The organism is Sphingomonas sp. NPDC019816, from assembly GCF_050274375.1.
GTDB lineage: Bacteria > Pseudomonadota > Alphaproteobacteria > Sphingomonadales > Sphingomonadaceae > Sphingomonas.
This window is the reverse complement of the sequence record NZ_JBNNOB010000054.1, coordinates 1-21988: the sequence shown is the minus strand read 5'-3', so window position 1 is coordinate 21988 and position 21988 is coordinate 1. Positions and strand designations below refer to the sequence as shown.

Below are 21988 nucleotides of genomic sequence, written 5' to 3'. Positions count from 1 at the left end.
GCCAGCCGGTTGGGCAGCACCTTGTGCCCCGACGCGGCGATGGCATCGTCGAAGAAGCGGTGCGGCAGGTCGACATGCAACCCTGCGCCGTCGCCGGTCTTGCCGTCCGCATCCACCGCGCCGCGATGCCACACCGCCTTCAGCGCGTCGATCGCCGACTGGACGACCCGGCGCGAGGGCTGGCCATCGGTGGCCGCGACCATGCCGACGCCGCACGCATCGCCCTCGAACTCGGGGCGGTACATGCCATGCTGGGCCAGGCGCTGCTTTTCGGTTTCAAAGATCATGGATATCACCCCTTCAAGCTGCCGGCCGCTGGTCGGCGGGGATTAGATGTTCGATCGTCGCCTTCATGGCCGCTTCACCGGTTTCGCGACCGACCTTCACGCCCATCGGGAACAGGCGCCGTTGCAAGTCGGGCATCACCGACAGGGTCTTCTGGCCCAGCGGCGTAGCGTAAAAGGCAGCGAGATCGCGTAGCTCGGCCGTGGTAAAGGCGCGCGCATATTCCCGGTCGGTCATGGCGCGCATTTCCGGGTAACGGGCCCGGAACGCCTTTCTGAAACGCTCGGCGAAATCACGCTTGAACGCCGCCATCTGGGTCGGATCGGACAAGGCTTCACGCAGTTTGGCCGGAATCTGGTTGTTATGCTCCAGCCCATCGAACAACTGATTGGTCGCCAGCGAAACCATCTGGGCCAGGATCAGGTCATATTGCCGCTCAAGACCCATTTTGCCCATCAGCGCGTCGGCTGCCGCAATCCGCTCTGGATCGTCTTGTGCCGCCGTAGCCGGACTGGTCTGCGCCGATACCGGCGCTGCCAACAGCAACGCCGCGAAAGCAAGCGCACGCATCACGCCGCCACCTTCTCGCGCGCCGCCGTCTTGGCGCGCGCCTTCAGCCACTGATGCATCGCCTTGGCGACGTCTCGGCCGTCACGAATCGCCCACACGACCAGCGAAGCCCCGCGCACGATGTCGCCCGCCGCGAACACGCCGTCCAGGCTGGTCATCAGCGTGCGGCCGTCGACCAGCACCGTGCCCCAGCGGCTGACGCCCAGTTCGGCGGTGCCGAACAGGTTGGGCAGGTCTTCCGCGTCAAAGCCCAGCGCCTTGATGACCATGTCCGCCTCGAGAAGATGGTCGGCACCCGGCTCTGCCTCCGGCGCGCGGCGGCCGCTGGCGTCCGGCGCACCCAGCCGCATCTTGGCGGCGCGGACCCCCGTCACCGTCTCGCCACCCTCGAAGCCCAAAGGTGCAGAGAGCCAGACGAACTCGGCACCTTCCTCTTCGGCATTGGCGACTTCGCGCTGCGAGCCGGGCATATTGGCGCGGTCGCGGCGATAGAGGCACTTCACCGACTTGGCGCCCTGGCGGATCGCGGTGCGGACACAGTCCATCGCGGTGTCGCCGCCGCCGATCACGACGACATTCTTGCCCTCGGCATTCAGCGAGCCGTTCTCGAACGCCTCGACGGTATCGCCGAAGCTCTTGCGGTTGGACGCGGTCAGATAGTCGAGCGCGGCGATCACGCCGTTCGCGCCCGAACCGTCCACATCGACATTGCGCGCCTTGTAGACGCCGGTCGCAATCAGCACCGCGTCATGGCGACGGCGCAGTTCCTCCAGCGTCGCATCCTCGCCGACCGCAAAGCCCTCATGGAAGACGATGCCGCCCGCCTTCAACCGCTCGACCCGGCGCATCACGACGGGCTTTTCCAGCTTGAAGCCGGGGATGCCATAGGTCAGCAGCCCGCCCGCGCGGTCATGGCGGTCATAGACATGGACCTCGTAACCCGAGGCGCGCAGATATTCGGCCGCCGTCAGCCCCGCAGGCCCCGCGCCGATCACCGCGACCGACTGACCGTGCGCGGGCCCCGGCACCAGCGGCTCGACCCAGCCCTCTTCCCAGGCGGTGTCGGTGATGAACTTTTCGACCGAGCCGATCGTGACCGCGCCGTGGCCGGAAAACTCGATGACGCAATTTCCTTCGCACAGCCGATCCTGCGGGCAGATGCGGCCGCAGATCTCGGGCATGGTCGAGGTGGCGTTGGACAGCTCATAGGCTTCGCGCAGACGCCCCTCGGCGGTCAGGCGCAGCCAGTCGGGGATATGGTTGTGCAGCGGGCAGTGCACCGAGCAATAGGGCACGCCGCATTGCGAGCAGCGCCCGGCCTGATCCTCCGCCGCCGGGGGCGTATAACGCTCGGCGATCTCGCGGAAATCCTCCGCGCGGGTCTCCGCGGCCCGCTTGGCCGGATAGGCCTGATCGCGGCCTACAAACTTCAGCATAGAATCGTTCGCCATATGCGCCTCCGAAGAGCCGGATATTGCGCGAACTATCCTATGTCACGTCAAAAGCGACATATAGGAAACTCATACTGTCCTATTTAATCGCCAATCCAGCCCCTCACCCTATATATTGCGAACGACCCGCAATAAATTGTGCCCGATTCGGTATCAGTGTAGTGTCAACAGGGTGAGCGCCACCGCGCCGGCGACGATTCGGTACCAGGCAAAGGGGCCAAAACCATGTTTGCCGACGATGCCGACGAACCAGCGCACGACGAGCAACGCGACGATGAACGACACCACGAAGCCGATACCGATCTCCAGCGGGCCGACGCTGTTGCCGGCACGCATCGCGTCCAGATGCCCGGCGGTCTCGACCACGCTTGCCCCCAGCATGGTCGGAATCGCGAGGAAGAAGCTGAATTCGGCCGCCGTGCGCCGTTCGACGCCCAGGGTCAGCGCGCCCAGGATCGTCGCGCCCGACCGGCTGACGCCGGGCACCATCGCCAGGCATTGGAGGAAGCCGACGCCCAGCGCGGTCCTGGCGGGCACGGCGGCGATGCCGCGCGTGGTGCCGGGCTTGACCAGCCGCTCGATCACCAGAATCGCGATGCCGCCGACGATCAGCGCGACCGCGACGACCTTGGGCTGGAGCAGCAGCGCCTCGATATGCTTCTTGGCCAGCACGCCGATGACGGCGGCGGGCATGAAGGCGATCAGCAGGTTGCGCACGAAGCGGATCGAACCGGGATCGCGCTTGGCCAGCCCGACCATGACGGCCCAGAAGGTCCGCCAATAGAGGACGACGACTGCCAGGATCGCGCCCAGCTGGATGACGATGTTGAACATCTGCCAGCGCGCATCGTCATAGCCGAGCAGCGCGCCCGCCAGGATCAAGTGCCCGGTGGAGGACACCGGCAGGAATTCGGTGACACCCTCGACGATGCCCAGGATGATGGCGGCCAGCAGATCGTTCACATGCGTCCCCAAGAAAAAGCCCCGCCGCCATAAGGCGACGGGGCGTCGAGCGAAACGACAAAGACGTTTGCCGCGGGACGGTTCAGGCCGTCAGCGTCTCGGTCCGCCGTCCGAAGCGGCCCGCCTTGCGGAACCGCACCAGATAGTCCGGTGCGACCGCCGCCAGCGGCTCGGGCGTCACGCCCAGTTCGGCCAGGCCCGGCGCGCCGGCGGCAACGACATTGTCCTGTTGCAGCATCAGCCACTGGTCGCGGGTGATCGGCGAACCCGGCACGCGGGCCAGCAGCGCGCCGGCCGCGTCGGGCAGCTCGAGGAAGTGCGGCGCGCGGCCCAACGTCTTGGCGATCCAGCGGACCAGCTCGCCCATGGAAATGACATCGGGGCCGCCCAGCTCATAGGTGCGGCCGCCATGCGCCTCGGGATCGCGCAGCGCGGCGGCGATCGCCTCGCCGACATCGCCGGCGAACACCGGCTGGAACTTCACGCCCGCGCGCAGGATCGGCACGACCGGCGCCGATACCATGCCTGCGAAGCGGTTCACGAATTGATCCTCGCGCCCGAACACGATCGAGGGGCGCAGGATGGTGGCGTTCGGAAAGGCCTGGCGCACCGCCGCCTCGCCCTCGCCCTTGGAACGCGCATAGGCCGCCTGGCCGTTGGCATCGGCGCCGATCGCCGAGACATGCGCCAGCGCCGCCACGCCCGCCGCGCGGGCCGCCTCGGCGACGGCACGCGCGCCCTCGACATGGACGGCCTGCATCTTGCCGCCCATCACCCCGACCAGATTGACGACCGCATCCGCCCCCTCGACCGCGCGGGCGACCGTGTCGGGGCGGGTGATGTCGGCGGCCACGAACTGGGTCTGGCCCAGCCCGCCCTGCGTGCGCAGGAAATAGGCCTGGCGCGGATCGCGCTGCGCCACCCGCACCCGCGTTCCGTCGCGCATCAGTTCGCGTGCGACATAGCGGCCCAGAAAGCCCCCGCCGCCGATCAGCGTCACCAGCTTGTTCGTCATGACCGTCCCTATTTCTCGAAAAAATCGTGCTGCGCCCCTTTGCCTCGCAAAAAAGCCGTTGACAAGGATTCGAACCCTACCCTAAAGGCGCGGGCCTACCCCGTGCCCAGATGGCGGAATTGGTAGACGCACCAGCTTCAGGTGCTGGCGATCGCAAGGTCGTGGAGGTTCGAGTCCTCTTCTGGGCACCATTTTCCTCAGGCTATCAGAATAGTCTGAGGGCTTCCGAAAATTTTCGCGCCTCAACCACGGACGATCCCGCCATTGGGATCGCCGAGAGGTGATGCTATCCCGCCGTGGCCGATTGTCGATCGGACGCGTTATGGCCGTTCGATCGCCCAATGTTCGAAGGTTATGGGATCATGCGCAATCTGGGTCTTGCAGCGGCTGTCATGTTCTTGGCAGCATGTCCGGCGATGGGGGCGGAGGACAGCCCCGCCACGATATTCGGGCCGCTGTTCGCAGCGGTGCAGACCCAGCATATCTTCGCCGACGGCAAGACCTTCGCCGATGCGGTGGCCAAGCGCGATCCGGCCGCGATCCTGGCCGATTGCCGGCGGGACAGGCCGAAGGGGGCCGCGCTCAAGGCCTTTGTGCTCGCCAATTTCACCGTTCGCGGTGAGAATGATCGCGATGACGTACGGGCGCATGTCCGTGCGCTGTGGCCGCAGCTGACCCGCCCGCCGCTGGCGGCTACGCCCGGCGGCTCGGCGCTGGCGCTGGCGCGCCCCTATGTCGTGCCGGGCGGACGCTTCCAGGAAATCTATTACTGGGACAGCTATTTCACCATGCTGGGCCTGAAGGCCGATGGGCAGCAGCCGCTGGTCGAGGACATGATCGACGACTTCACCGACCTGATCGAGCGATACGGCCATATCCCGAACGGTACGCGCACCTATTATCTCAGCCGGTCGCAGCCGCCCTATTACGCGCTGATGCTGGACCTATCCGCCAATCGCGACCCCGCCGTGGCGGCGCGGCGGTTGAAGGCGCTGCGTACCGAATATGCCTATTGGATGCACGGTCGCGGCTGCGTGGCGCAGACCGGCGCGTGCGAGCGCGTCGTGCGGATGCCCGACGGCAGCCTGCTCAACCGCTATTATGACGACAAGGACACGCCGCGCGACGAAAGCTATGCCGAGGATGTCGCGGTCGCGGCCCAGGTGCCGAACCGGCCGGCCGCCGCCGTCTATCGCGATCTGCGCGCGGGGGCCGAGAGCGGATGGGACTTTTCCTCGCGCTGGCTTCGCGATGGCCGGTCGCTGGCGACGATCCACACCACCGACATCGTGCCGGTGGACCTCAACAGCCTGATCTGGACGATGGAGCGGCGCATCGCCACACGCTGCGAACAGGCCCATGACGATGTCTGCGCGCGCGACTTCACCACCCTGGCGGCACGCCGCAAGGGAGCGATCGACACCTATCTGTGGCAGGCGGCACAGGCGCGCTACGCCGATTGGGACCTGTCCCGCAGCGCGCCGACACCGGTCCTGAGCGCGGCAACGCTCCAGCCGCTGTTCGCCGGGCTGGCGTCGCCGGCGCAGGCCGATGCGGTCGCACGGACGACGCAGCGGCAGCTGCTCGCGACCGGGGGCCTGCGCACCACCACGCTGCGCACCGGACAGCAATGGGACGAGCCCAATGGCTGGGCCCCGCTTCAGTGGATCGCGATCGAGGGGCTGGCGCGGACCGGCCATGACACGCTCGCCCGGGATATCGCGCGGCGCTGGATCGACACCGTCACCACCGCCTATGCCGACACCGGCAAGATGCTGGAAAAATACAATGTCGAACAGCGCACGCCGGGCGGCGGCGGTGAATATCCGGTGCAGGACGGCTTCGGCTGGACCAACGGCGTGACCAGCGCCATTTTGGAGCGGTGGCCCGCGATACGGAGCGAGAGGCCGTAAGGAGCACGGTCGATCCGCCCCCCCGACGCGATGCCCATGCCGACCCGACGCCTGCGCCGAGCCGGGCGCGATGTGCGTCGAAGCCGCCGCCGGGCGGTTCCGCTTCGGGACCGGGCCGCTACAAGGCGCAAAAAGGGAAGCTTCGTTGTCACTCAGATCGCTGTCTCGCTGCTCCGGCATCGCCGTGAGCGTATCCATATTGTCGGCCTGCGTGCCCAGCGTGCAGCAGCCGGCACCCCCCGCGCCCGTGTCGGTGCCGATCACCGTGCAGAAGACGCCGCCCGCCGCGCTGCCGCCAAGGCCGATCCCGGCGCGGCCCCAGCCCTCCGCCGATCTTCTGAACGCGGTGCAGGCGCTCGGCGCGGGGTTCCAGGGCGAGGTCGGGATCAGCGTCCGCGATATCGATGAAGGATGGGTCGTCGCCTGGGAGGGCGACACCCCTCGCCCGCAACAGAGCGTCAGCAAGCTGTGGGTCGCCATCGCGGTCATGGACGCGGTGGACCGGGGGCGGCTGTCGCTGACCGATCCGGTGACGGTCACGCGCGCCGACCTGACCGTCTTCCACCAACCGATCCGCGCGCTGGTCGGCCCGAACGGATACCGCACGACGATCGGCGAATTGTTGCGCGGCGCGATGACGCGTAGCGACAACACCTGCAACGACGTGCTGCTCTGGAAGGTCGGCGGCCCCACCGCGATCAACCGCATGCTGGCCGACAAGGGCATCGCCGGCGTCCGGTTCGGCCCCGGCGAACGGCAATTGCAGGCGCGTACCGCCGGTCTGGAATGGCGACCGGAATGGGCGGGAGGCTGGGGCTTCCTTCAGGCGCGCGCCGCCATGACCTATGAGGCACGTGACAAGGCGCTGCGCCGGTATCTGGCGGCGCCGCTCGACGGGGCCTCGGCCAATGGCGTGACGCTGGGGCTGTCGCTGCTGGCGCAGGGCAAGCTGTTGAGCACACGGTCGACCGAATCGCTGCTGACGCTGATGCGCTCCAGCAAGACCGGCCCGCTGCGCCTCAAGTCCGGCCTGGGCACCGGCTGGACGCTCGCGCACAAGACCGGGACAGGTCAGGATCTGGGCAGCCTGTCGACGGGCTATAACGATGTCGGCCTGCTCGTCGCGCCCGATGGGCACCGCTATGCCGTGGCGGTGATGATCGCCAGTACGCGCCAGCCAATTCCGGTGCGGATGCGGTTGATGGGCAACGTCACCCGGGCGGTGGTCCATCTGAAGCGTTGATCGGGCGGGCGGCGACGCCCCCCTTATTCCTTGCGCGGCGCCTCCCGCACGGATGCGGGCGGGGGTGCGCCGGCCCCGTCGTCCAGCCCGCGCGCCTGCGCCTTGCGCCGCTTCAGATTCTCGCGGAGCGCCGCCGCCAGACGCTCGGCCTTTTCGTCTTTTGCCATGAACATTCGCATAATCCGACGAACAAGCGCTTGACAATGTCTGCCCGATCGTCTCTAGGCGCGCTTCCCGCGTTGAGACGCGAGTGCTGCCGTAGCTCAGTGGTAGAGCGCATCCTTGGTAAGGCTGAGGTCGTGAGTTCAATCCTCACCGGCAGCACCATTCTCCCCATCACCTCCCCTAAAGGGGTCCCCGCCCCGTAAGGGCGCGGAATTGGGGAGCTTTCCGCCCCCCACGCAAAAGTTGGTTGGGATCGTTTCGCCGGCTCGCTAGCTATGGTCGGATGAGACTCCGTTTTTCCTTTGGGGTGCAGGTGTTCGTCGGCATGGCCGTGGGCCTGCTGCTCGGCCTGCTCGCCCGGTCGCAGGGGCTGGCCGGCCTGGCCGAAGCGCTGCGCATCGTCGGCGAAAGCTTCGTGCAGTTGCTGAAGGTGCTGGTCGTGCCGCTGGTGTTCACCGCCATCGTCGCCTCGATCGCCGCGCTACGCGACCTGAACAATGCCGCACGGCTGGTCGCCGCCACCTTCATCTGGTTCGCCATCACCGCGCTGATCGCGGTCACCATCGGGCTGACGCTGGGCACCGTACTGCAACCGGGGCTCCATGCGGGCGTCGCGCCGGGCAGCGCGGTGCGGCCCGACACCGCCGGCTCGTGGCTCGACTTCCTGCGCGGGCTGATCCCGTCCAACATCCTCGGGCTGTCCGCCTCGACCAGCGCGGGCGATGGCGGCGCGCTGAAGACCGGGCTGTCATTCAACATCCTGCAGATCATCGTCATGGCGGTCGCGATCGGTGTCGCCGCCGTGCGGGTCGGCGACAAGGGCGAGAGCTTCCTGTCGTTCAACGCCTCGGCGCTCGCCATCTTCCGGCGTATCCTGTCCTGGGTGATCCGGCTGACCCCGATCGGCTCGGGCGCGCTGCTGGGCAATGCGATCGTGCGTTATGGCTGGCAGTCGCTGTCCGCGCTCGGCAGTTTCGCGCTGGCGGTCTATATCGGCCTGGGCCTCGTCCTGTTCGTCGTCTATCCGCTGCTGCTGCTCGCTAACGGCATGTCGCCCAAGCGCTTCTATGCCGCCGCCTGGCCCGCCATCCAGCTGGGCTTCGTGTCGCGCTCGTCGATCGCCACCCTGCCCGTCACCGAGGATGCGGTCGAGCGCCGGCTGGGCGTGCCGCGCGCCTATTCGGCCTTTGCGGTGCCCTTCGCCGCGACGACCAAGATGGACGGGTGCGCCGCCATCTATCCCGCGATCTCGGCGCTGTTCGTCGCGCAATATTATGGCCTGCCGCTGCATGTCGGCGATTATGTGCTGATCGTCTTGGTGTCGGTACTGGGCTCGGCGGCGACGGCGGGGCTGACCGGTGCGGTCGTCATGCTGACGCTGACGCTGTCGACGCTCGGCCTGCCGCTGGAGGGTGCGGGTCTGTTGCTCGCCATCGATCCGATCCTCGACATGGGGCGGACCGCGATCAACGTCGCGGGTCAGGCGCTGGTGCCGACCATCGTCGCGCACCGTGCCGGTCTGATCGAGGACACACCGCCTGTGGAACGCTTGCCGGAGGTGCCGCAAACAGGGTAAACACGGGGCCATGCTTGCGCTCGGTGTTCTGGTAAAGTAATACACGAGTGGCCGACCGCCGGAACCCTGTGATGCGCCCCGACCCGTTCAATCCCGACCGTATGCCGATCGACCGCCCCTATGAGCCGGTCGGGCATCATTATCCGCTCTATGATGCGGAGACGCAGAGCTGGTCCTTCGGCCCCGACGAGGATGAGCCAACGCCCGAACGGCCCCGCCGCCGCATCCATTGGGGCCGCTGGATCGCGCGCGGGCTGGGCGTGGGCATCATCCTGTTGGTCGTCGCGATCATCTGGCTGGCGATCACGGCACCGCTGTCGCGTTCGCTCCAGCCGCCGACGCCACCCTCGATCACGCTGACCGCCGATGACGGCACGCCGATCGCGCGGCGCGGCGCGATCATCGGCGCGCCGGTCGACGCGGCCAAGCTGCCGCCGCATGTGCGCGAGGCGTTCTTCGCGATCGAGGACCGGCGCTTCTATTCGCATTGGGGCATCGACCCGCGCGGCATCCTGCGCGCCGCCTGGCACAATCTCGGCTCGGGCGGGGTGCGCGAGGGCGGATCGACCATCACCCAGCAGCTGGCCAAGAACGCCTTTCTCGATTCCGACCGCACGGCGGGGCGCAAGATCCGCGAGGCGATGATCGCGCTGTGGCTGGAGGCGTGGCTGACCAAGGACGAGATCCTGTCGCGCTATCTGTCCAACGTCTATTTCGGCGACAATGTGTATGGGATCACCGCCGCGTCGAAGCACTATTTCGGTCGCACGCCGGACAAGCTGAACATCGGTCAGGCGGCGATGCTGGCCGGGCTGGTCAAGGCCCCATCGCGGCTCGCCCCGACCAGCAATCTAAAGGGCGCGCGGGCGCGACAGGCGGTCGTGATCGGCGCGATGGAGGATGCCGGCTTCCTGACCCAGGCGGAGGCCGATGCGGTCCAGCCGCAGCGCGTGCTATCCGCCCGGCCCGAAACGCTGCCCTCGGGCACCTATTTCGCCGATTGGGTCCTGCCCGAGGCGCGCGACCAGGCGGGTGAGATCAAGACCGAGGCGACCGTCCAGACCACGCTCAACCCGCGCCTGCAACGCATCGCCGAGCGGACGGTGCGCAGCGCGGGCCTGCGCGAGGCGCAGGTCGCGCTGGTCGCGATGCGCCCCGATGGCCGCGTCGTCGCGATGGTCGGCGGCAAGGACTATTCCAAGAGCCCGTTCAACCGCGCCACCCAGGCGCGGCGTCAGCCGGGCTCTGCGTTCAAGCTGTTCGTCTATCTGGCGGCGCTGCGCTCGGGCATGACCCCGGACTCGACCATCGAGGACGAACCGGTCGATATCGCCGGGTGGAAGCCACGCAACAGCGACGGCCGCTATCTGGGCAAGATCACGCTACGCCAAGCCTTCGCGCGCTCGTCCAACGTGGCGGCGGCGCGGCTGACCCAGGCGGTCGGCGTGAAGGCGGTGACCAAGGCGGCACGCGACCTGGGCATTTCCACCCCCATCGCCAATGAGGCGACGATCGGCCTGGGCACCTCGACCGTCAGCCTGCTGGAGCTGACCGCCGCCTATGCCGCCGTCGCCAATGAAAGCTATCCGGTCGCGCCGCATGGCCTGACCGATGTGCGCGAAAAGGGCTGGTACCAGTCGCTGACCGACCGCAAGACCGGCTTTTCCTCGGCGGTGCATGACGGGATGCTCGACCTGCTGTCCGCCTCGATCAAGTCGGGCACCGGGCGTCAGGCGATGCTGACCGTCGATGCTTACGGCAAGACCGGCACGACGCAGGATTCGCGCGACGCGCTGTTCGTCGGCTTCGCGCGCGACCTGGTGGTGGGCGTGTGGGTCGGCAATGACGACAACACGCCCAATCCCGGCCTTTCGGGCGGCGGCGTGCCCGCGCGCATCTGGCGCGCGTTCATGCAGTCCGCGCTCGACATCCCGCCGGTGGCGGCCCCCGTGGTGCAGGAAGAGGTCGATCCCGACGCCTATGCCAACGGTGTGGACGAAGAGGTGATGCCCGCCCCCGCCGATCCGGTCGGCGAGATCATCCAGGGTCTGGGCCTCGACCTGCGCACCGGCGAGGACGGATCGATCACCGTCGCCCCCGGCCGCCGCCGCCCCGAACGCGCCGGCCCCAGCCCCGACGATCGCCGCCCGCCCGACGAACGCTATGAGGGCGAGGGGGAGTAGCGAACGCTCTCGGGCGGGTGACGCTTTTTCCTTCGCGCCGTCGCGGCTTCGCGTGATCCCATTTGAAGTTCACGCGAAGCCGCGATGACGCGAAGAGGTTTTGTTCGCGCAGAGGCGCGGACCAAGATCCTGACCTTGGGCTGACGGGGCTTGCCCTTCCCCCCTCATCCCGATTACACGCGCGGGTATTCGCAAGGACCCGGTGCAATTCCGGGTGGCTATTCCGGCCGCCGATCCGCCGGACAACAGAATGCATGGCCCCATCCCCGCTCCTGCCCTCAGAGAGCGTGTCCGCCATGCGCGACATTCTGGTATTTCATGACTCTCCAAAGCTACCGAACCCAATGGTTCTCCAACCTGGGCGATGCGCGGCGCGATGTGCTGGCCGGTATCGTCGTCGCCCTCGCGCTGATTCCCGAGGCGATCGGCTTTTCGATCATCTCGGGCGTCGATCCGCGCGTCGGCCTTTATGCCTCGGTCGCGATCGCGATCGTCATTTCCTTTACCGGCGGCCGGCCGGCGATGATCTCGGCCGCGACCGCCGCCGTCGCGGTCGTCGTCACCCCGCTGGTCCGCGAGCACGGCGTCGATTATCTCTTCGCCGCGACCATCCTGATGGGGCTGATCCAGATCGCCGCCGGCTTGCTGCGCCTCGATCTGGTGATGCAGTTCGTCTCGCGCTCGGTCATCACCGGCTTCGTCAACGCGCTTGCCATCCTGATCTTCATGGCGCAGCTGCCACAGCTGACCGGCGTCACCTGGCATAGCTATGCGCTGGTCGCGGGGGGCCTCGCCATCATCTACCTGCTGCCGCGCGTGACCAGAGCGGTGCCCTCGCCATTGGTCGCAATCATCGTGCTGGCGGCGATCAGCATCGCCATGGGCCTGCCGGTGCGTACCGTCGGCGACATGGGCCGCCTGCCCGAGGGGCTGCCCAGCCTGGCGCTACCGAATGTGCCGCTCAGCTTCGAGACGTTGCGGATCATCCTGCCCTATTCGCTGACCATGGCCGCCGTCGGCCTGCTCGAATCGCTGCTGACCGCGCAGATCGTCGACGACATGACCGACACCGACAGCGACAAGCGGCGCGAGTGCGGCGGTCAGGGCGCGGCCAATATCGCCGCCGCGCTGGTCGGTGGCATGGGCGGCTGCGCGATGATCGGCCAGTCGGTGATCAACGTCACGTCGGGCGGGCGCAAGCGGCTGTCGACGCTGACCGCCGGACTGTTCCTGCTGTTCCTGCTCGCGGTGCTCGGCCCCGTGGTCGGGCGTATTCCGATGCCAGCGCTGGTCGCGGTGATGATCATGGTGTCGATCGGCACGTTCAGCTGGAACTCGATTCCCAATCTGCGCCGCCATCCGCCGACCTCCTCGGTCGTCATGCTGGTCACGGTGGCGGTGGTCGTCGCCACCCGCGATCTGGCGCAGGGCGTGCTGGCCGGCGTGCTGCTGTCGGGTGTGTTCTTCGCCGGCAAGGTCCGCCGCCTGTTCGCGGTCGAGCGGATCGCGGAGGGCGACGTCGTGCGCTACCATGTGACCGGGCAGATCTTCTTCGCCTCGGTCGACCGCTTCACCCGCGCCTTCCTGCCCGAGCAGGGACGCGCCGTGGTGATCGACGTGTCGGCGGCGCATTTCTGGGACATTTCGGGGGTCGGTGCGCTCGACAAGATCGTCGCGCGGCTGCGTCGCGACGGTTCGACGGTCGAAGTGATCGGCTATAACCGGGCCAGCGCCGATCTGGTCGACCGCTTCGCGCTGCACGACAAGACGGGGTTCGAACTGGGCGCGGTGCCGCACTGACGCATCAATGGGGCGGTGGTGTTGACCTGACCCACCGCCTCCCCCAAACGCCTGAGCCATGCGCTTTTTCTCGGACAATGCCGCCCGTATCCATCCCAAGGTGATGGAGGCCATCGCCGCCGCCGACCGGATGGATACCGCCTATGACGGCGACCGCTGGTCCAAGGCGCTGGACGGGCGGCTGTCGGAGCTGTTCGGCACCGACGTCGAGGTGCTGTGGGTGCCCACCGGCACCGCCGCCAACTGCCTGGCGCTCGCCGCGCTCTGCCCGCCTCATGGCGGCGTGGTCTGCCACCGCGACTCGCATATCCAGAATGACGAAGGCGGCGCGCCCGAATTCTACACCCACGGCGCCAAGCTGATGCTGGCCGATGGCGAGGGGGCGAAGCTGACCCCCGACACGATCCGCAACCTGATCGACGCGATCGCCAACGACGTGCACCGGGTCCAGCCGCACGCCATTTCGATCACCAACGCCACCGAATATGGCCGCGTCTATAATCCGGGCGAAGTCGCCGCGATCGGCGCGCTGGCGAAGGAACGGGGGCTGGGCTTCCACATGGACGGCGCGCGCTTCGCCAACGCCATTGCGCGCCTCGGCTGCACGCCGGCCGCGCTCACCTGGCAGGCCGGGGTCGAGGCCCTGTCCTTCGGCTTCGTCAAGAACGGTGCGATGAGTGCCGAGGCGCTGGTCTTCTTCAAGCCTGGCCTGGCTGACGTCACCCGCCGCCGCCGCAAGCGCGCCGGACTGTTGATGTCCAAGGGCCGTTATCTGGCGGCGCAGGTGCTGGCGATGGTCGAGAACGACCTGTGGATCGCGAACGGCGCGCTCGCCAACGCCTGTGCCGAGCGACTGGCCGGCGCGGCGGGCGACCGTCTGGTACACCCCGTCGAGGCGAACGAGGTCTTCCTGCGCGCCACGCCCGAGGAAGCGGCCCGCCTGCGGGGACAGGGTTTCGATTTCTACGACTGGGCGGAGGGTGAGATTCGCCTCGTCACAGCCTGGGACACCGATGCGCATCATGTCGCCGCGCTGGCCGACGCGATCGCCAGCCTGTGAGCGAGTTCGACACCAGCCCGCGCTCGACCCGCGCCGCCGTCCTGATCCCTTTCGCGATCGTCACGCTGATCTGGGGATCGACCTGGCTGGTCATTCGCGACCAGATTTCGGTTGTCCCCGCCACCTGGTCGGTCAGCTATCGCTTCCTGGTCGGCGGCCTGGCCATGGGGGCGTTCGCGCTGGCCCGCCGCGAGAGTTTCCGGCTCGGCACCACCGGCTGGCTGTTCGCAGGCGGGATCGGGCTGTTCCAGTTCGTCCTCAACTTCAACTTCGTCTACCGGGCGGAGGCGTTCATCACCTCCGGGCTGGTCGCGGTCGTCTTTGCGATGCTGCTGATCCCCAATGCGGGGTTCGCGCGGCTTTTCCTCGGGCAGCGCATGGGGCGGCAGTTGTTGATCGGCTCCGCCATCGCGATGGCGGGCGCGGCGCTGCTGTTCGTGCATGAGGCGCGGGTCGATCCCGCCGGGCCTACGCGCGCGCTGACCGGTATCGCGCTGACCATCGTCGCGATCCTGTCCGCCTCCACGGCGAACGTCATGCAGGCGACCAAGACCGCCAAGCGTTTTCCGATGCACGCTACCTTGAGCGTCGCGATGCTGATCGGCTCTGCGCTGGACGCCGTCATCGCCTATAGCCTGAACGGCCCGCCGGTGTTCGAGATGCGCGCCGGCTATATCCTCGGCATCCTCTATCTCGGCCTGTTCGCCTCGGCGTTGGCCTTTCCGCTCTATTACCGGGTGCTGCGCACCATCGGCCCGGCCAAGGCGGCTTATTCCAGCGTGATCGTGCCGGTCATCGCGATGAGCCTGTCGACGGTGTTCGAAGGCTATCGCTGGTCGCTGCTGGCGGGGGCGGGCGCAGGCGTGACCGCGATCGGGCTGGTCATCGCGCTCAAGGCGCGCAGGCCCAACCGGTAATCGGGATAGCGGGGACGCCAGTTCAGCACCCGCTTGGCCTTGCCGTTCGCCACCCGCCGGTTTTCGGCATAGAAGCCCCGCGCCGCTGCCGACAGGCTTTCCAGCGGCACGAGCGGCGGTGGCGGCAATCCGGCGAGCGTCGCGGCGTAGGACACCACCGCATCCTGATCGCATGGGTGATCGTCGGAGAGATTGTACGCGCCGGCCGGACCGTCGAACCCGGCGACGATCCCTGAGACGATGTCGGCGATATGCACCCGGCTGAAGACCTGTCCGGGCAGGCCGACCCGGTGCGCGCGTCCGCCACGAACCCGGTCGATCGGCGAGCGGCCGGGGCCGTAGATCCCCGGCAGTCGGAACACCCGCGCGCCCAGAGCCTGCCAATCGGCATCCGCCGCCGCCCGTGCCGCGCGTCGTCCCGAGCCGATCGGCGCGGTCTCGTCCACCCATGCGCCGCCGGTATCGCCATAGACGCCGGTCGAGGACAGATAGCCGATCCACGCCTGGGACCGGGCCAGTTGCGCGCCATAGGCGACCAGTACCGGGTCGACTTCGCTCTCGGGCGGCACCGAGGACAGGATATGCGTGGCGGCGGCCATCTCCGCCTCCACCCGCCCGCGGTCATCGAATCGCAGCGTGCCGCCGCGCCCATCACGGGTCGTCCCCGCAACGGACCAGCCGCGCCCTTCCAACAGAGCCGCCAAATGGCCGGCGGCATAGCCCATGCCGAAGATGAACAGCTTACTCACCCTACCTCCGTACATGGCCTTCGACGTCGCTGAGGCTGAACGGGCGTGGAGGAGGTTTGGCTGCAAAAGCCTTCCCGCTCCGACCGCCATCGCCGCCCGCCCCACCTCCGTTCACACTGAGCGAAGTCGAAGTGCGCGCCCGGGGACGGCCAATTGGCGAAGGTTATCCCTTGGCCTTCGACTACGCTCAGGCTGAACGGGTGTGGGGTGGTTTGGCGGCGAATACCTTCCCGCTCCAACCACCGTCGCCGCCCGCCCCACCTCCGTTCACACTGAGCGAAGTCGAAGTGCACGCCGGGGACGGGCCACTTGGCGAAGGTCATCGCTCAGCTTTCGACGACGCTCAGGCTGAACGAGTGTGGGGGAGGTTTGGCGCCCAATCTCCCCCCCTTCCTCACTTCGCCGCCATCGGCCCCTTGTACAGCGTGCCGAAATAATCGCCCTTGTTCCACACCGGCCGCTCCGCGCCGTCGGCGATCTCGCGCGCGATGGCGTAGTTCACGCTGACGAAGCGCGGCCCCTGGCTCCAGTCAATACCCTGGTCGATCTCGTCGCCCGGGCGGTGATAGCGATGGCCCATGAAGTCGGCGACCGCCGCCTTGCCCGGCCCGGCCTGCCCCGGCCACAGGAAGACCGAGGGGATGCCCTTCTGCACGAAGCGGAAATGGTCGGAGCGGACGAAAATCCCCTCCTCGGGCATCGGATCGGGCGAGACCGGCAGGCCCAGCGACCCCACCGCCTTGCGCACGATCGGCCCCAGGGTCGAGCGGTCCGCGCCGAACACGATCATGTCCTCGAACTTGTAGGTCAGGATCGGCATGTCGAGATTGACGTCGGCGACGATCGACTTGAGCGGCACGGTCGGGTGATTGGCGAAATAGTCCGAGCCGACCAGCCCCTTCTCCTCCGCCGTCACCGCCAGGAACATGACGGTGCGCTTGGGCGGGGTGGCGGCCGCCTTGAAGCGCTTGGCTTCCTCGATCAGGCTGGCGATGCCGATCGCATTGTCGAGCGCGCCGTTGTTGATCCGGTCGCCATCGCCGCCCTCATTGACGCCGATATGGTCGAGATGCGCCGACAGGACGACGACCTGATCCTTCAGCTTGGGGTCGCTGCCCGGAATGATGCCGATGACGTTGCTGCTGTCCATCGGCTTGAAGCTGGTCTTGGTGGCGACGGTCATCTGCCCCTTCGCCAGAATCGGCTTATAGGCGGGCTTGGTCGCGGCGGCGGCCTTCATCGCCATGTCCCAGTTCTTGCCGAACAGCTTGGCCGCCCCCGCCTGCGACAGCGTGCCGAGTACCGGGGTCGTCGGCGTCATGGCATGCGCGGTGCCGTCCGGGTTGGCCCAGGTCACGCGCGGCGCATCATAGGTGCGGGTCAACAGCGCGAAGGGCCGCTGGCGCCCGCCGGCGCGCGGCATGTCGATCTGGATCGCGCCGACCGCGCCCTTCGCCGCCGCCAGCGACGCCTTGTTGGCCGCCGATCCGAAAAAGGCGCGCGCCTCGCCGTCCAGCCCCGATGGCGTGCCGGGGACGAAGGCGACGATCTTGCCGCGCACGTCGACGCCCTTGTAATCGGTCAGGCCATATTGCGCGGCGTCGATGCCATAGCCGACGAAGACGACCGGCGCCGACAGGCTCGTCTCGCGCTTGTCGGGCACGGGCGCGGGCACGAAATCCTCGCCGAAGACCAGTTCCTGCGCCTGACCGCCGGCGGGCGTCCACATCGCGCTGCCCTTGTCGGCGACGTTATAGGCGACGAGCGGCACCTTTTGCAGATAGCCGCCCGCGTCGCCGCCGGGGCGCAGGCCCGCGGCGTAGAATTGCGCCGCGACATATTGCGCGGCGATGTCGTAATCGCGGGTCCCCGCCTCGCGCCCCGCCATCGCGTCCGACGCCAGGAACATGACATGCGCCTTCATCGCCGCCTGATCCTCGGGCAGCGGGGCGGTGATCGTCGCGTTGCGCTCGGCAGCGCTGCGCTGGGGCGTCGTGGTCTGGGCCATGGCCGGGGCGGTCTGGGCATGATCGTGACCAAAGGCGTGATCATGGTCATGCGCGATGGCGGCGGTGGACAGGAAAAGCAGCGGCAGCAGAGCCGTCGAACGCGACATGCAGGACCTTTCGGGAAGAAACAGGCCCTAGGGGTATCATGCCGCCCCCAGCGATCAAGCGGCATGCCGTGCCACTCCCGCTTTTTTCGGGCGCGCCCGCCATGGTCCTATCGCATCGGCAGGACTATATTCCCGCGATGGACATCCAGCACAGCGTGGCCCAGCCCAGCACCGCCCCCGCCGTCATCCGGCGCGAGGATTATTGCCCGCCGGCCTGGGCCGTGCCCGACATCGCGCTCGACTTTCGGCTGGACCCGGCCGAAACCCGGGTGCGTGCCATCCTGTCCGTGACGCGAAACGGCGCGCATGACGAACCGCTGCGCCTCGACGGTGCGGGCCAGACGCCGGTGTCGGTGAAGGTCGACCGCGTGGCGACGAACGACTGGCGGATCGAGGGCGAGCAGCTGGTCGTGCCGCTGTCCGGCGACGCCCATATCGTCGAGACCGAGGTGGTGATCGCCCCCGATCGCAATACCCAGCTGATGGGGCTCTATGCCTCGGGCGGCAATCTGTGCACCCAGTGCGAGGCGGAGGGGTTCCGCCGCATCACCTTCTTCCCCGACCGGCCGGATGTGCTCAGCGTCTACCGCGTGCGCATGACGGCGGATGCGCGGCGTTTCCCGGTGCTGCTCGCCAATGGCGATCCGGTGGCGCAAGGCACCCATGACGACGGCACCCACTGGGCCGAGTGGCACGACCCCTTCCCCAAGCCCAGCTATCTGTTCGCGCTGGTCGCGGGCGACCTGGCGGTCAACCGTTCGACCTTCACCACGATGAGCGGGCGGGAGGTCGAACTCGGCATCTGGGTGCGCGCCGCCGATCTGGCCAAGACCGATCATGCGCTGCACGCGCTGAAGCTGTCCATGGCGTGGGACGAGCGCGTCTATGGCCGCGAGTACGACCTCGACGTGTTCAACATCGTCGCAGTCGACGATTTCAACTTCGGCGCGATGGAGAATAAGGGGCTGAACATCTTCAACAGCCGCTACATCCTCGCCGATCCCGACACCGCGACCGATTACGATTATGACGCGATCGCCGCCGTCGTTGCGCATGAGTATTTCCACAATTGGTCGGGTAACCGGATCACCTGTCGCGACTGGTTCCAGCTTTCGCTGAAGGAAGGCTTTACCGTCTATCGCGACCAGTGTTTTTCCGCCGACCAGGGATCGGCGGCGGTCAAGCGGATCGAGGAGGTGCGCGGGCTTCGCGCCAGCCAGTTCCCCGAGGATTCCGGCCCGCTCGCGCATCCGGTGCGCCCCGAAAGCTATATCGAGATCAGCAACTTCTACACGGCGACCATCTACAACAAGGGCGCCGAGCTGATCCGCATGATGGCGACCATCCTGGGGCCGGCGAAATTCCGCGCCGCGACCGACCTGTATTTCAGCCGCTTCGACGGGACGGCCGCGACCTGCGAGGATTTCGTGGCGTGCATGGAGGAAGCGGGCGGCGTCGACCTGCGCCAGTTCCGGCTCTGGTATTCCCAGGCGGGAACGCCGCGCGTCTCGGCGGGCCTCTCGCACGAGCCCGGCGGCGGCCGCGCGGTGCTGCGCCTGGCCCAGCATGTCCCGCCGACGCCGGGCCAGCCGGTCAAGCAGCCGATGGTGCTGCCGCTGAAGGTCCGGCTGTTCGGCGCCGAGACCGGCCGGCCGCTGACCGACGAACGGCTGATCCTGCTCGACCAGGCGGCGGAGACGATCACCTTCGAGGCGGTCACCGAGCGTCCCGTCCTGTCGATCAATCGCGGCTTCTCCGCCCCCGTCGTCATCGAGAGCGATCGGTCGGCGGCGGATCTGGCGTTCCTGTCGGCGCATGACGACGACCCCTTCGCCCGGTACGAGGCGATGCAGCAGCTGATGCTGGACACTTTGGTCGCGGGCACGATCAACGGCGAGATGAATGCGCAGGCCGTGATCGACGCGGTCGCACGCACGCTCGAGGCCGAGGGGCTGGAGCCGGCCTTCCTCGCCGAGGCGGTGCTGCTGCCCTCGGAGAATTTCATCGGCGACCAGCTGGCGATGGTCGACCCCGATGCGATCCATGCCGCGCGCGAATCGCTGCGGCGGCAGATCGGACAGGCCCTGGCGCCCGTATGGCGGCGGCTTTACGGCGAGATGGCGCAAGGGGCCTATGTCTATTCCCCCGGCGCCAAGGGCCGCCGCCGGCTGCGCAGCGTCGCGCTTGGCTATATCGCGGCGAGCGGGGCGGAGGACGCCGCCGCGCTGGCGCTCGCGCAGTTCGACGCCGCCGACAATATGACCGACCGACAGGCGGCGCTGACAACACTGGTCAGCTCCGACGCGCCCGAGCGCGACATCGCGCTGGAACGGTTCCATGCGCGCTATGCCGACAATGCGCTGGTGCTCGACAAATGGTTCCAAACCCAGGCGCTGTCGTCGCGCGACGATACCGGTGCGGTTGTGGCGACGCTGGCCGAGCATCCGACCTTCACGCTGGCCAACCCCAATCGCGCCCGCGCGCTGATCGGTGCGTTCGGCATGAACCAGCGGGCGTTCAATGCCGCCGACGGCTCGGGCTATCGCTTCCTGGCGGACCAGCTGATTGCACTCGACCGGCTGAACCCGCAGACGGCGGCGAAGCTGCTGCCGCCGCTGGGCCGCTGGCGCCGGTTCGACGGGAACCGTGCGCAGCTGATGCGCGCCGAGCTGGCGCGTATCGTCGCGACGCCGGGGCTGTCGAAGGACCTGTTCGAGCAGGCCTCGAAGAGTTTGGAGTAACACTATTCCTCCCCTTGCAGGGGAGGTGGCAGGCCGTCAGGCCTGACGGAGGGGTGTCCGCCTCTCGATAGGGTGACACCCCTCCGACGCGCTCCGCGCGCCACCTCCCCTTACAGGGGAGGAATGTTACTGCGCCTTGGGCTTCAGAAACCCTTCCATCACGATCCAGCGGTAGAAGGCGTCGAACCAGCCGGTGCTGGTCGTCGCCTTCGGATACATGCCGAAGCCGTGCCCGCCCCGGCCATACAGGTGGAACTCGACCGGCTTCTTGGCGGCCAGCCACTGATCGATCAGGCCAAAGCCCTTGCCGGCGAACAGCGGATCGTCGGCGGCGATCGCGGCGAACATGGGCGGCGCGTCGGCGGGCACGGTCATCGGCTGGAGCGGGCCATAGATGTCGCCGATAAAGGCGGGCTTGGCCTGTCCGTCGAGCACCGTTGCGACGGTCAGCATCGCGCCCGCCGAAAAGCCGACCATGCCGACACGGGCCGGATCGACCTTCCATTCGCCCGCGCGCTGGCGGACCAGCGCGAAGGCGGCGCGGGAATCGGCGATCTGCGGCGCGAGGCCCTTCAGCGCCTCCTCCGGGTTCGGCCGCGTGGTGGGGCGCGCCACGCTGGAGAACATCGCCGCCATCGACTTTTCGAAATCGGCCATGCTGGCGGGCGTCTGGTTGAGCCGGTACTTCAGGACGAAGGCAGCGATGCCGCGATCGGCCAGCGCCTTGGCCACGTCCCAGCCCTCATTCTGCATCGACAGGGTGCGGAAACCGCCGCCGGGCGCGACGATGACGGCGGCGCCGGTCGCCTTGGCGGGATCGGGCAGGAAGGGGGTCAGCGTCGCCTCGGTCACGTTGCGCGCGAAGACGCTGTTATACTGGCTGTGCCAGCTTTCCTTGTTCTTGGCGCCCGGCAAGGGCCCGGTGTTCAGCGGAATGGCATTGGGTTGCGCGGGCACCGCGATCGGCACCATCTTATCGGCCTGCGCCATGGCGGGCGCCGCCACCGAGAGCGTTAGCAAAGCAGCCAGCGCATGGCCGGCCCAGCGTTTGGACGTCATATCCCCTCCTATCCTCCGTGGGTTATGTCCCTACGGTCGGAGGGGGATGCTACGCTTCGGGGCGTGGGGCGCAAGGGGTAATGTTAAGGCTAACAGGCGAGTGCCGGGCGTGGGCTTCGACTTCGCTCAGCCTGAACGGCTTTTGGTATCAAGCCCGGGGCCCCACCTCCGTTCAGGCTGAG

General features: G+C 67.7%; 17 protein-coding genes, 2 tRNA genes and 1 other annotated feature. Of the genes, 10 read left to right on the top strand and 9 right to left on the bottom strand.

The genetic code is table 11. The features are described from left to right. From ACQKJZ_RS09875 to ACQKJZ_RS09855, 5 genes are all read right to left on the bottom strand, one after another. The coding region (locus tag ACQKJZ_RS09875) for a hypothetical protein (RefSeq protein ID WP_427731002.1) at window positions 1-287 on the bottom strand (287 nt) is incomplete at its 3' end. Between the two features lie 13 nt (window positions 288-300). Next, a complete protein-coding gene (locus tag ACQKJZ_RS09870; RefSeq protein WP_427731001.1) occupies window positions 301-855 on the bottom strand; it encodes a DUF2059 domain-containing protein in 555 nt (184 codons plus the stop codon). Beyond that, on the bottom strand, window positions 855-2306 hold the full coding sequence (locus tag ACQKJZ_RS09865; protein ID WP_427731000.1) for an NAD(P)-dependent oxidoreductase: 1452 nt from the start codon (window positions 2304-2306) through the stop codon (window positions 855-857). Before ACQKJZ_RS09865 ends, ACQKJZ_RS09870 begins: the two co-directional genes overlap by 1 nt. Window positions 2307-2459: 153 nt before the next feature. Then, window positions 2460-3269 carry an undecaprenyl-diphosphate phosphatase gene (locus ACQKJZ_RS09860; RefSeq protein WP_427730999.1) on the bottom strand — a complete coding sequence of 270 codons (810 nt, stop codon included), beginning with the start codon at window positions 3267-3269 and terminating at the stop codon, window positions 2460-2462. An 82-nt stretch (window positions 3270-3351) separates the two neighbouring features. Further along, window positions 3352-4284, bottom strand: a complete 933-nt coding sequence (locus ACQKJZ_RS09855) for a complex I NDUFA9 subunit family protein (protein ID WP_427730998.1) — start codon at window positions 4282-4284, stop codon at window positions 3352-3354. A 104-nt stretch (window positions 4285-4388) separates the two neighbouring features. Between ACQKJZ_RS09855 and ACQKJZ_RS09850 the strand changes: the two genes are divergently transcribed. From ACQKJZ_RS09850 to ACQKJZ_RS09840, 3 genes are all read left to right on the top strand, one after another. Next, a tRNA-Leu gene (locus tag ACQKJZ_RS09850) sits at window positions 4389-4475 on the top strand. A gap of 150 nt (window positions 4476-4625) precedes the next feature. Then, a complete protein-coding gene (gene treF / locus ACQKJZ_RS09845) occupies window positions 4626-6197 on the top strand; it encodes an alpha,alpha-trehalase TreF (RefSeq protein WP_427730997.1) in 1572 nt (523 codons plus the stop codon). 184 nt (window positions 6198-6381) lie between these two features. Next, window positions 6382-7440: a serine hydrolase gene (locus tag ACQKJZ_RS09840; RefSeq protein WP_427730996.1), complete on the top strand. Its 1059-nt coding sequence runs from the start codon at window positions 6382-6384 to the stop codon at window positions 7438-7440. Between the two features lie 23 nt (window positions 7441-7463). On the opposite strand, the gene ACQKJZ_RS09835 is transcribed toward ACQKJZ_RS09840, so the two are convergent. After that, window positions 7464-7607, bottom strand: a complete 144-nt coding sequence (locus ACQKJZ_RS09835) for a hypothetical protein (protein ID WP_427730995.1) — start codon at window positions 7605-7607, stop codon at window positions 7464-7466. An 85-nt stretch (window positions 7608-7692) separates the two neighbouring features. On the opposite strand from ACQKJZ_RS09835, the gene ACQKJZ_RS09830 reads away from it, so the two are divergent. The 6 genes from ACQKJZ_RS09830 to ACQKJZ_RS09805 all read left to right on the top strand — a co-directional run bounded on the left by ACQKJZ_RS09830 (window position 7693) and on the right by ACQKJZ_RS09805 (window position 15141). Beyond that, a tRNA-Thr gene (locus ACQKJZ_RS09830) sits at window positions 7693-7767 on the top strand. Between the two features lie 121 nt (window positions 7768-7888). Continuing rightward, the gene (locus ACQKJZ_RS09825) at window positions 7889-9181 is read left to right on the top strand and encodes a dicarboxylate/amino acid:cation symporter (protein ID WP_427730994.1); all 1293 of its coding nucleotides are present in this window, start codon (window positions 7889-7891) and stop codon (window positions 9179-9181) included. Between the two features lie 71 nt (window positions 9182-9252). Further along, window positions 9253-11364, top strand: a complete 2112-nt coding sequence (locus ACQKJZ_RS09820; RefSeq protein ID WP_427731004.1) for a transglycosylase domain-containing protein — start codon at window positions 9253-9255, stop codon at window positions 11362-11364. A 192-nt stretch (window positions 11365-11556) separates the two neighbouring features. Then, window positions 11557-11612: a sequence feature (sul1 is cis-regulatory element that is thought to sense ions involved in sulfur or methionine metabolism; They are found in Alphaproteobacteria), on the top strand. A 70-nt stretch (window positions 11613-11682) separates the two neighbouring features. After that, entirely contained in the window at window positions 11683-13164 is a 1482-nt protein-coding gene (locus tag ACQKJZ_RS09815) for a SulP family inorganic anion transporter (protein WP_427730993.1), read from the top strand. A gap of 58 nt (window positions 13165-13222) precedes the next feature. Further along, window positions 13223-14224 (top strand): threonine aldolase family protein, encoded by a 1002-nt coding sequence (locus ACQKJZ_RS09810; RefSeq protein WP_427730992.1) that lies wholly within the window; start codon window positions 13223-13225, stop codon window positions 14222-14224. Beyond that, window positions 14221-15141 (top strand): DMT family transporter, encoded by a 921-nt coding sequence (locus ACQKJZ_RS09805; RefSeq protein WP_427730991.1) that lies wholly within the window; start codon window positions 14221-14223, stop codon window positions 15139-15141. Before ACQKJZ_RS09810 ends, ACQKJZ_RS09805 begins: the two co-directional genes overlap by 4 nt. Here the strand turns inward: ACQKJZ_RS09805 and ACQKJZ_RS09800 are convergent. Both ACQKJZ_RS09800 and ACQKJZ_RS09795 read right to left on the bottom strand, forming a co-directional pair. Further along, window positions 15051-15905 carry an NAD(P)-dependent oxidoreductase gene (locus ACQKJZ_RS09800; RefSeq protein WP_427730990.1) on the bottom strand — a complete coding sequence of 285 codons (855 nt, stop codon included), beginning with the start codon at window positions 15903-15905 and terminating at the stop codon, window positions 15051-15053. The two genes, ACQKJZ_RS09805 and ACQKJZ_RS09800, sit on opposite strands and share 91 nt — an antisense overlap. Window positions 15906-16284: 379 nt before the next feature. Then, window positions 16285-18006 (bottom strand): M28 family peptidase, encoded by a 1722-nt coding sequence (locus ACQKJZ_RS09795; protein WP_427730989.1) that lies wholly within the window; start codon window positions 18004-18006, stop codon window positions 16285-16287. Window positions 18007-18143: 137 nt separating this feature from the next. On the opposite strand from ACQKJZ_RS09795, the gene pepN reads away from it, so the two are divergent. Next, entirely contained in the window at window positions 18144-20747 is a 2604-nt protein-coding gene (gene pepN, locus ACQKJZ_RS09790; protein WP_427731003.1) for an aminopeptidase N, read from the top strand. 126 nt (window positions 20748-20873) lie between these two features. Here the strand turns inward: pepN and ACQKJZ_RS09785 are convergent, their stop codons facing one another. Beyond that, a complete protein-coding gene (locus ACQKJZ_RS09785; RefSeq protein WP_427730988.1) occupies window positions 20874-21806 on the bottom strand; it encodes an alpha/beta hydrolase in 933 nt (310 codons plus the stop codon). Window positions 21807-21988 lie beyond the last annotated feature (182 nt).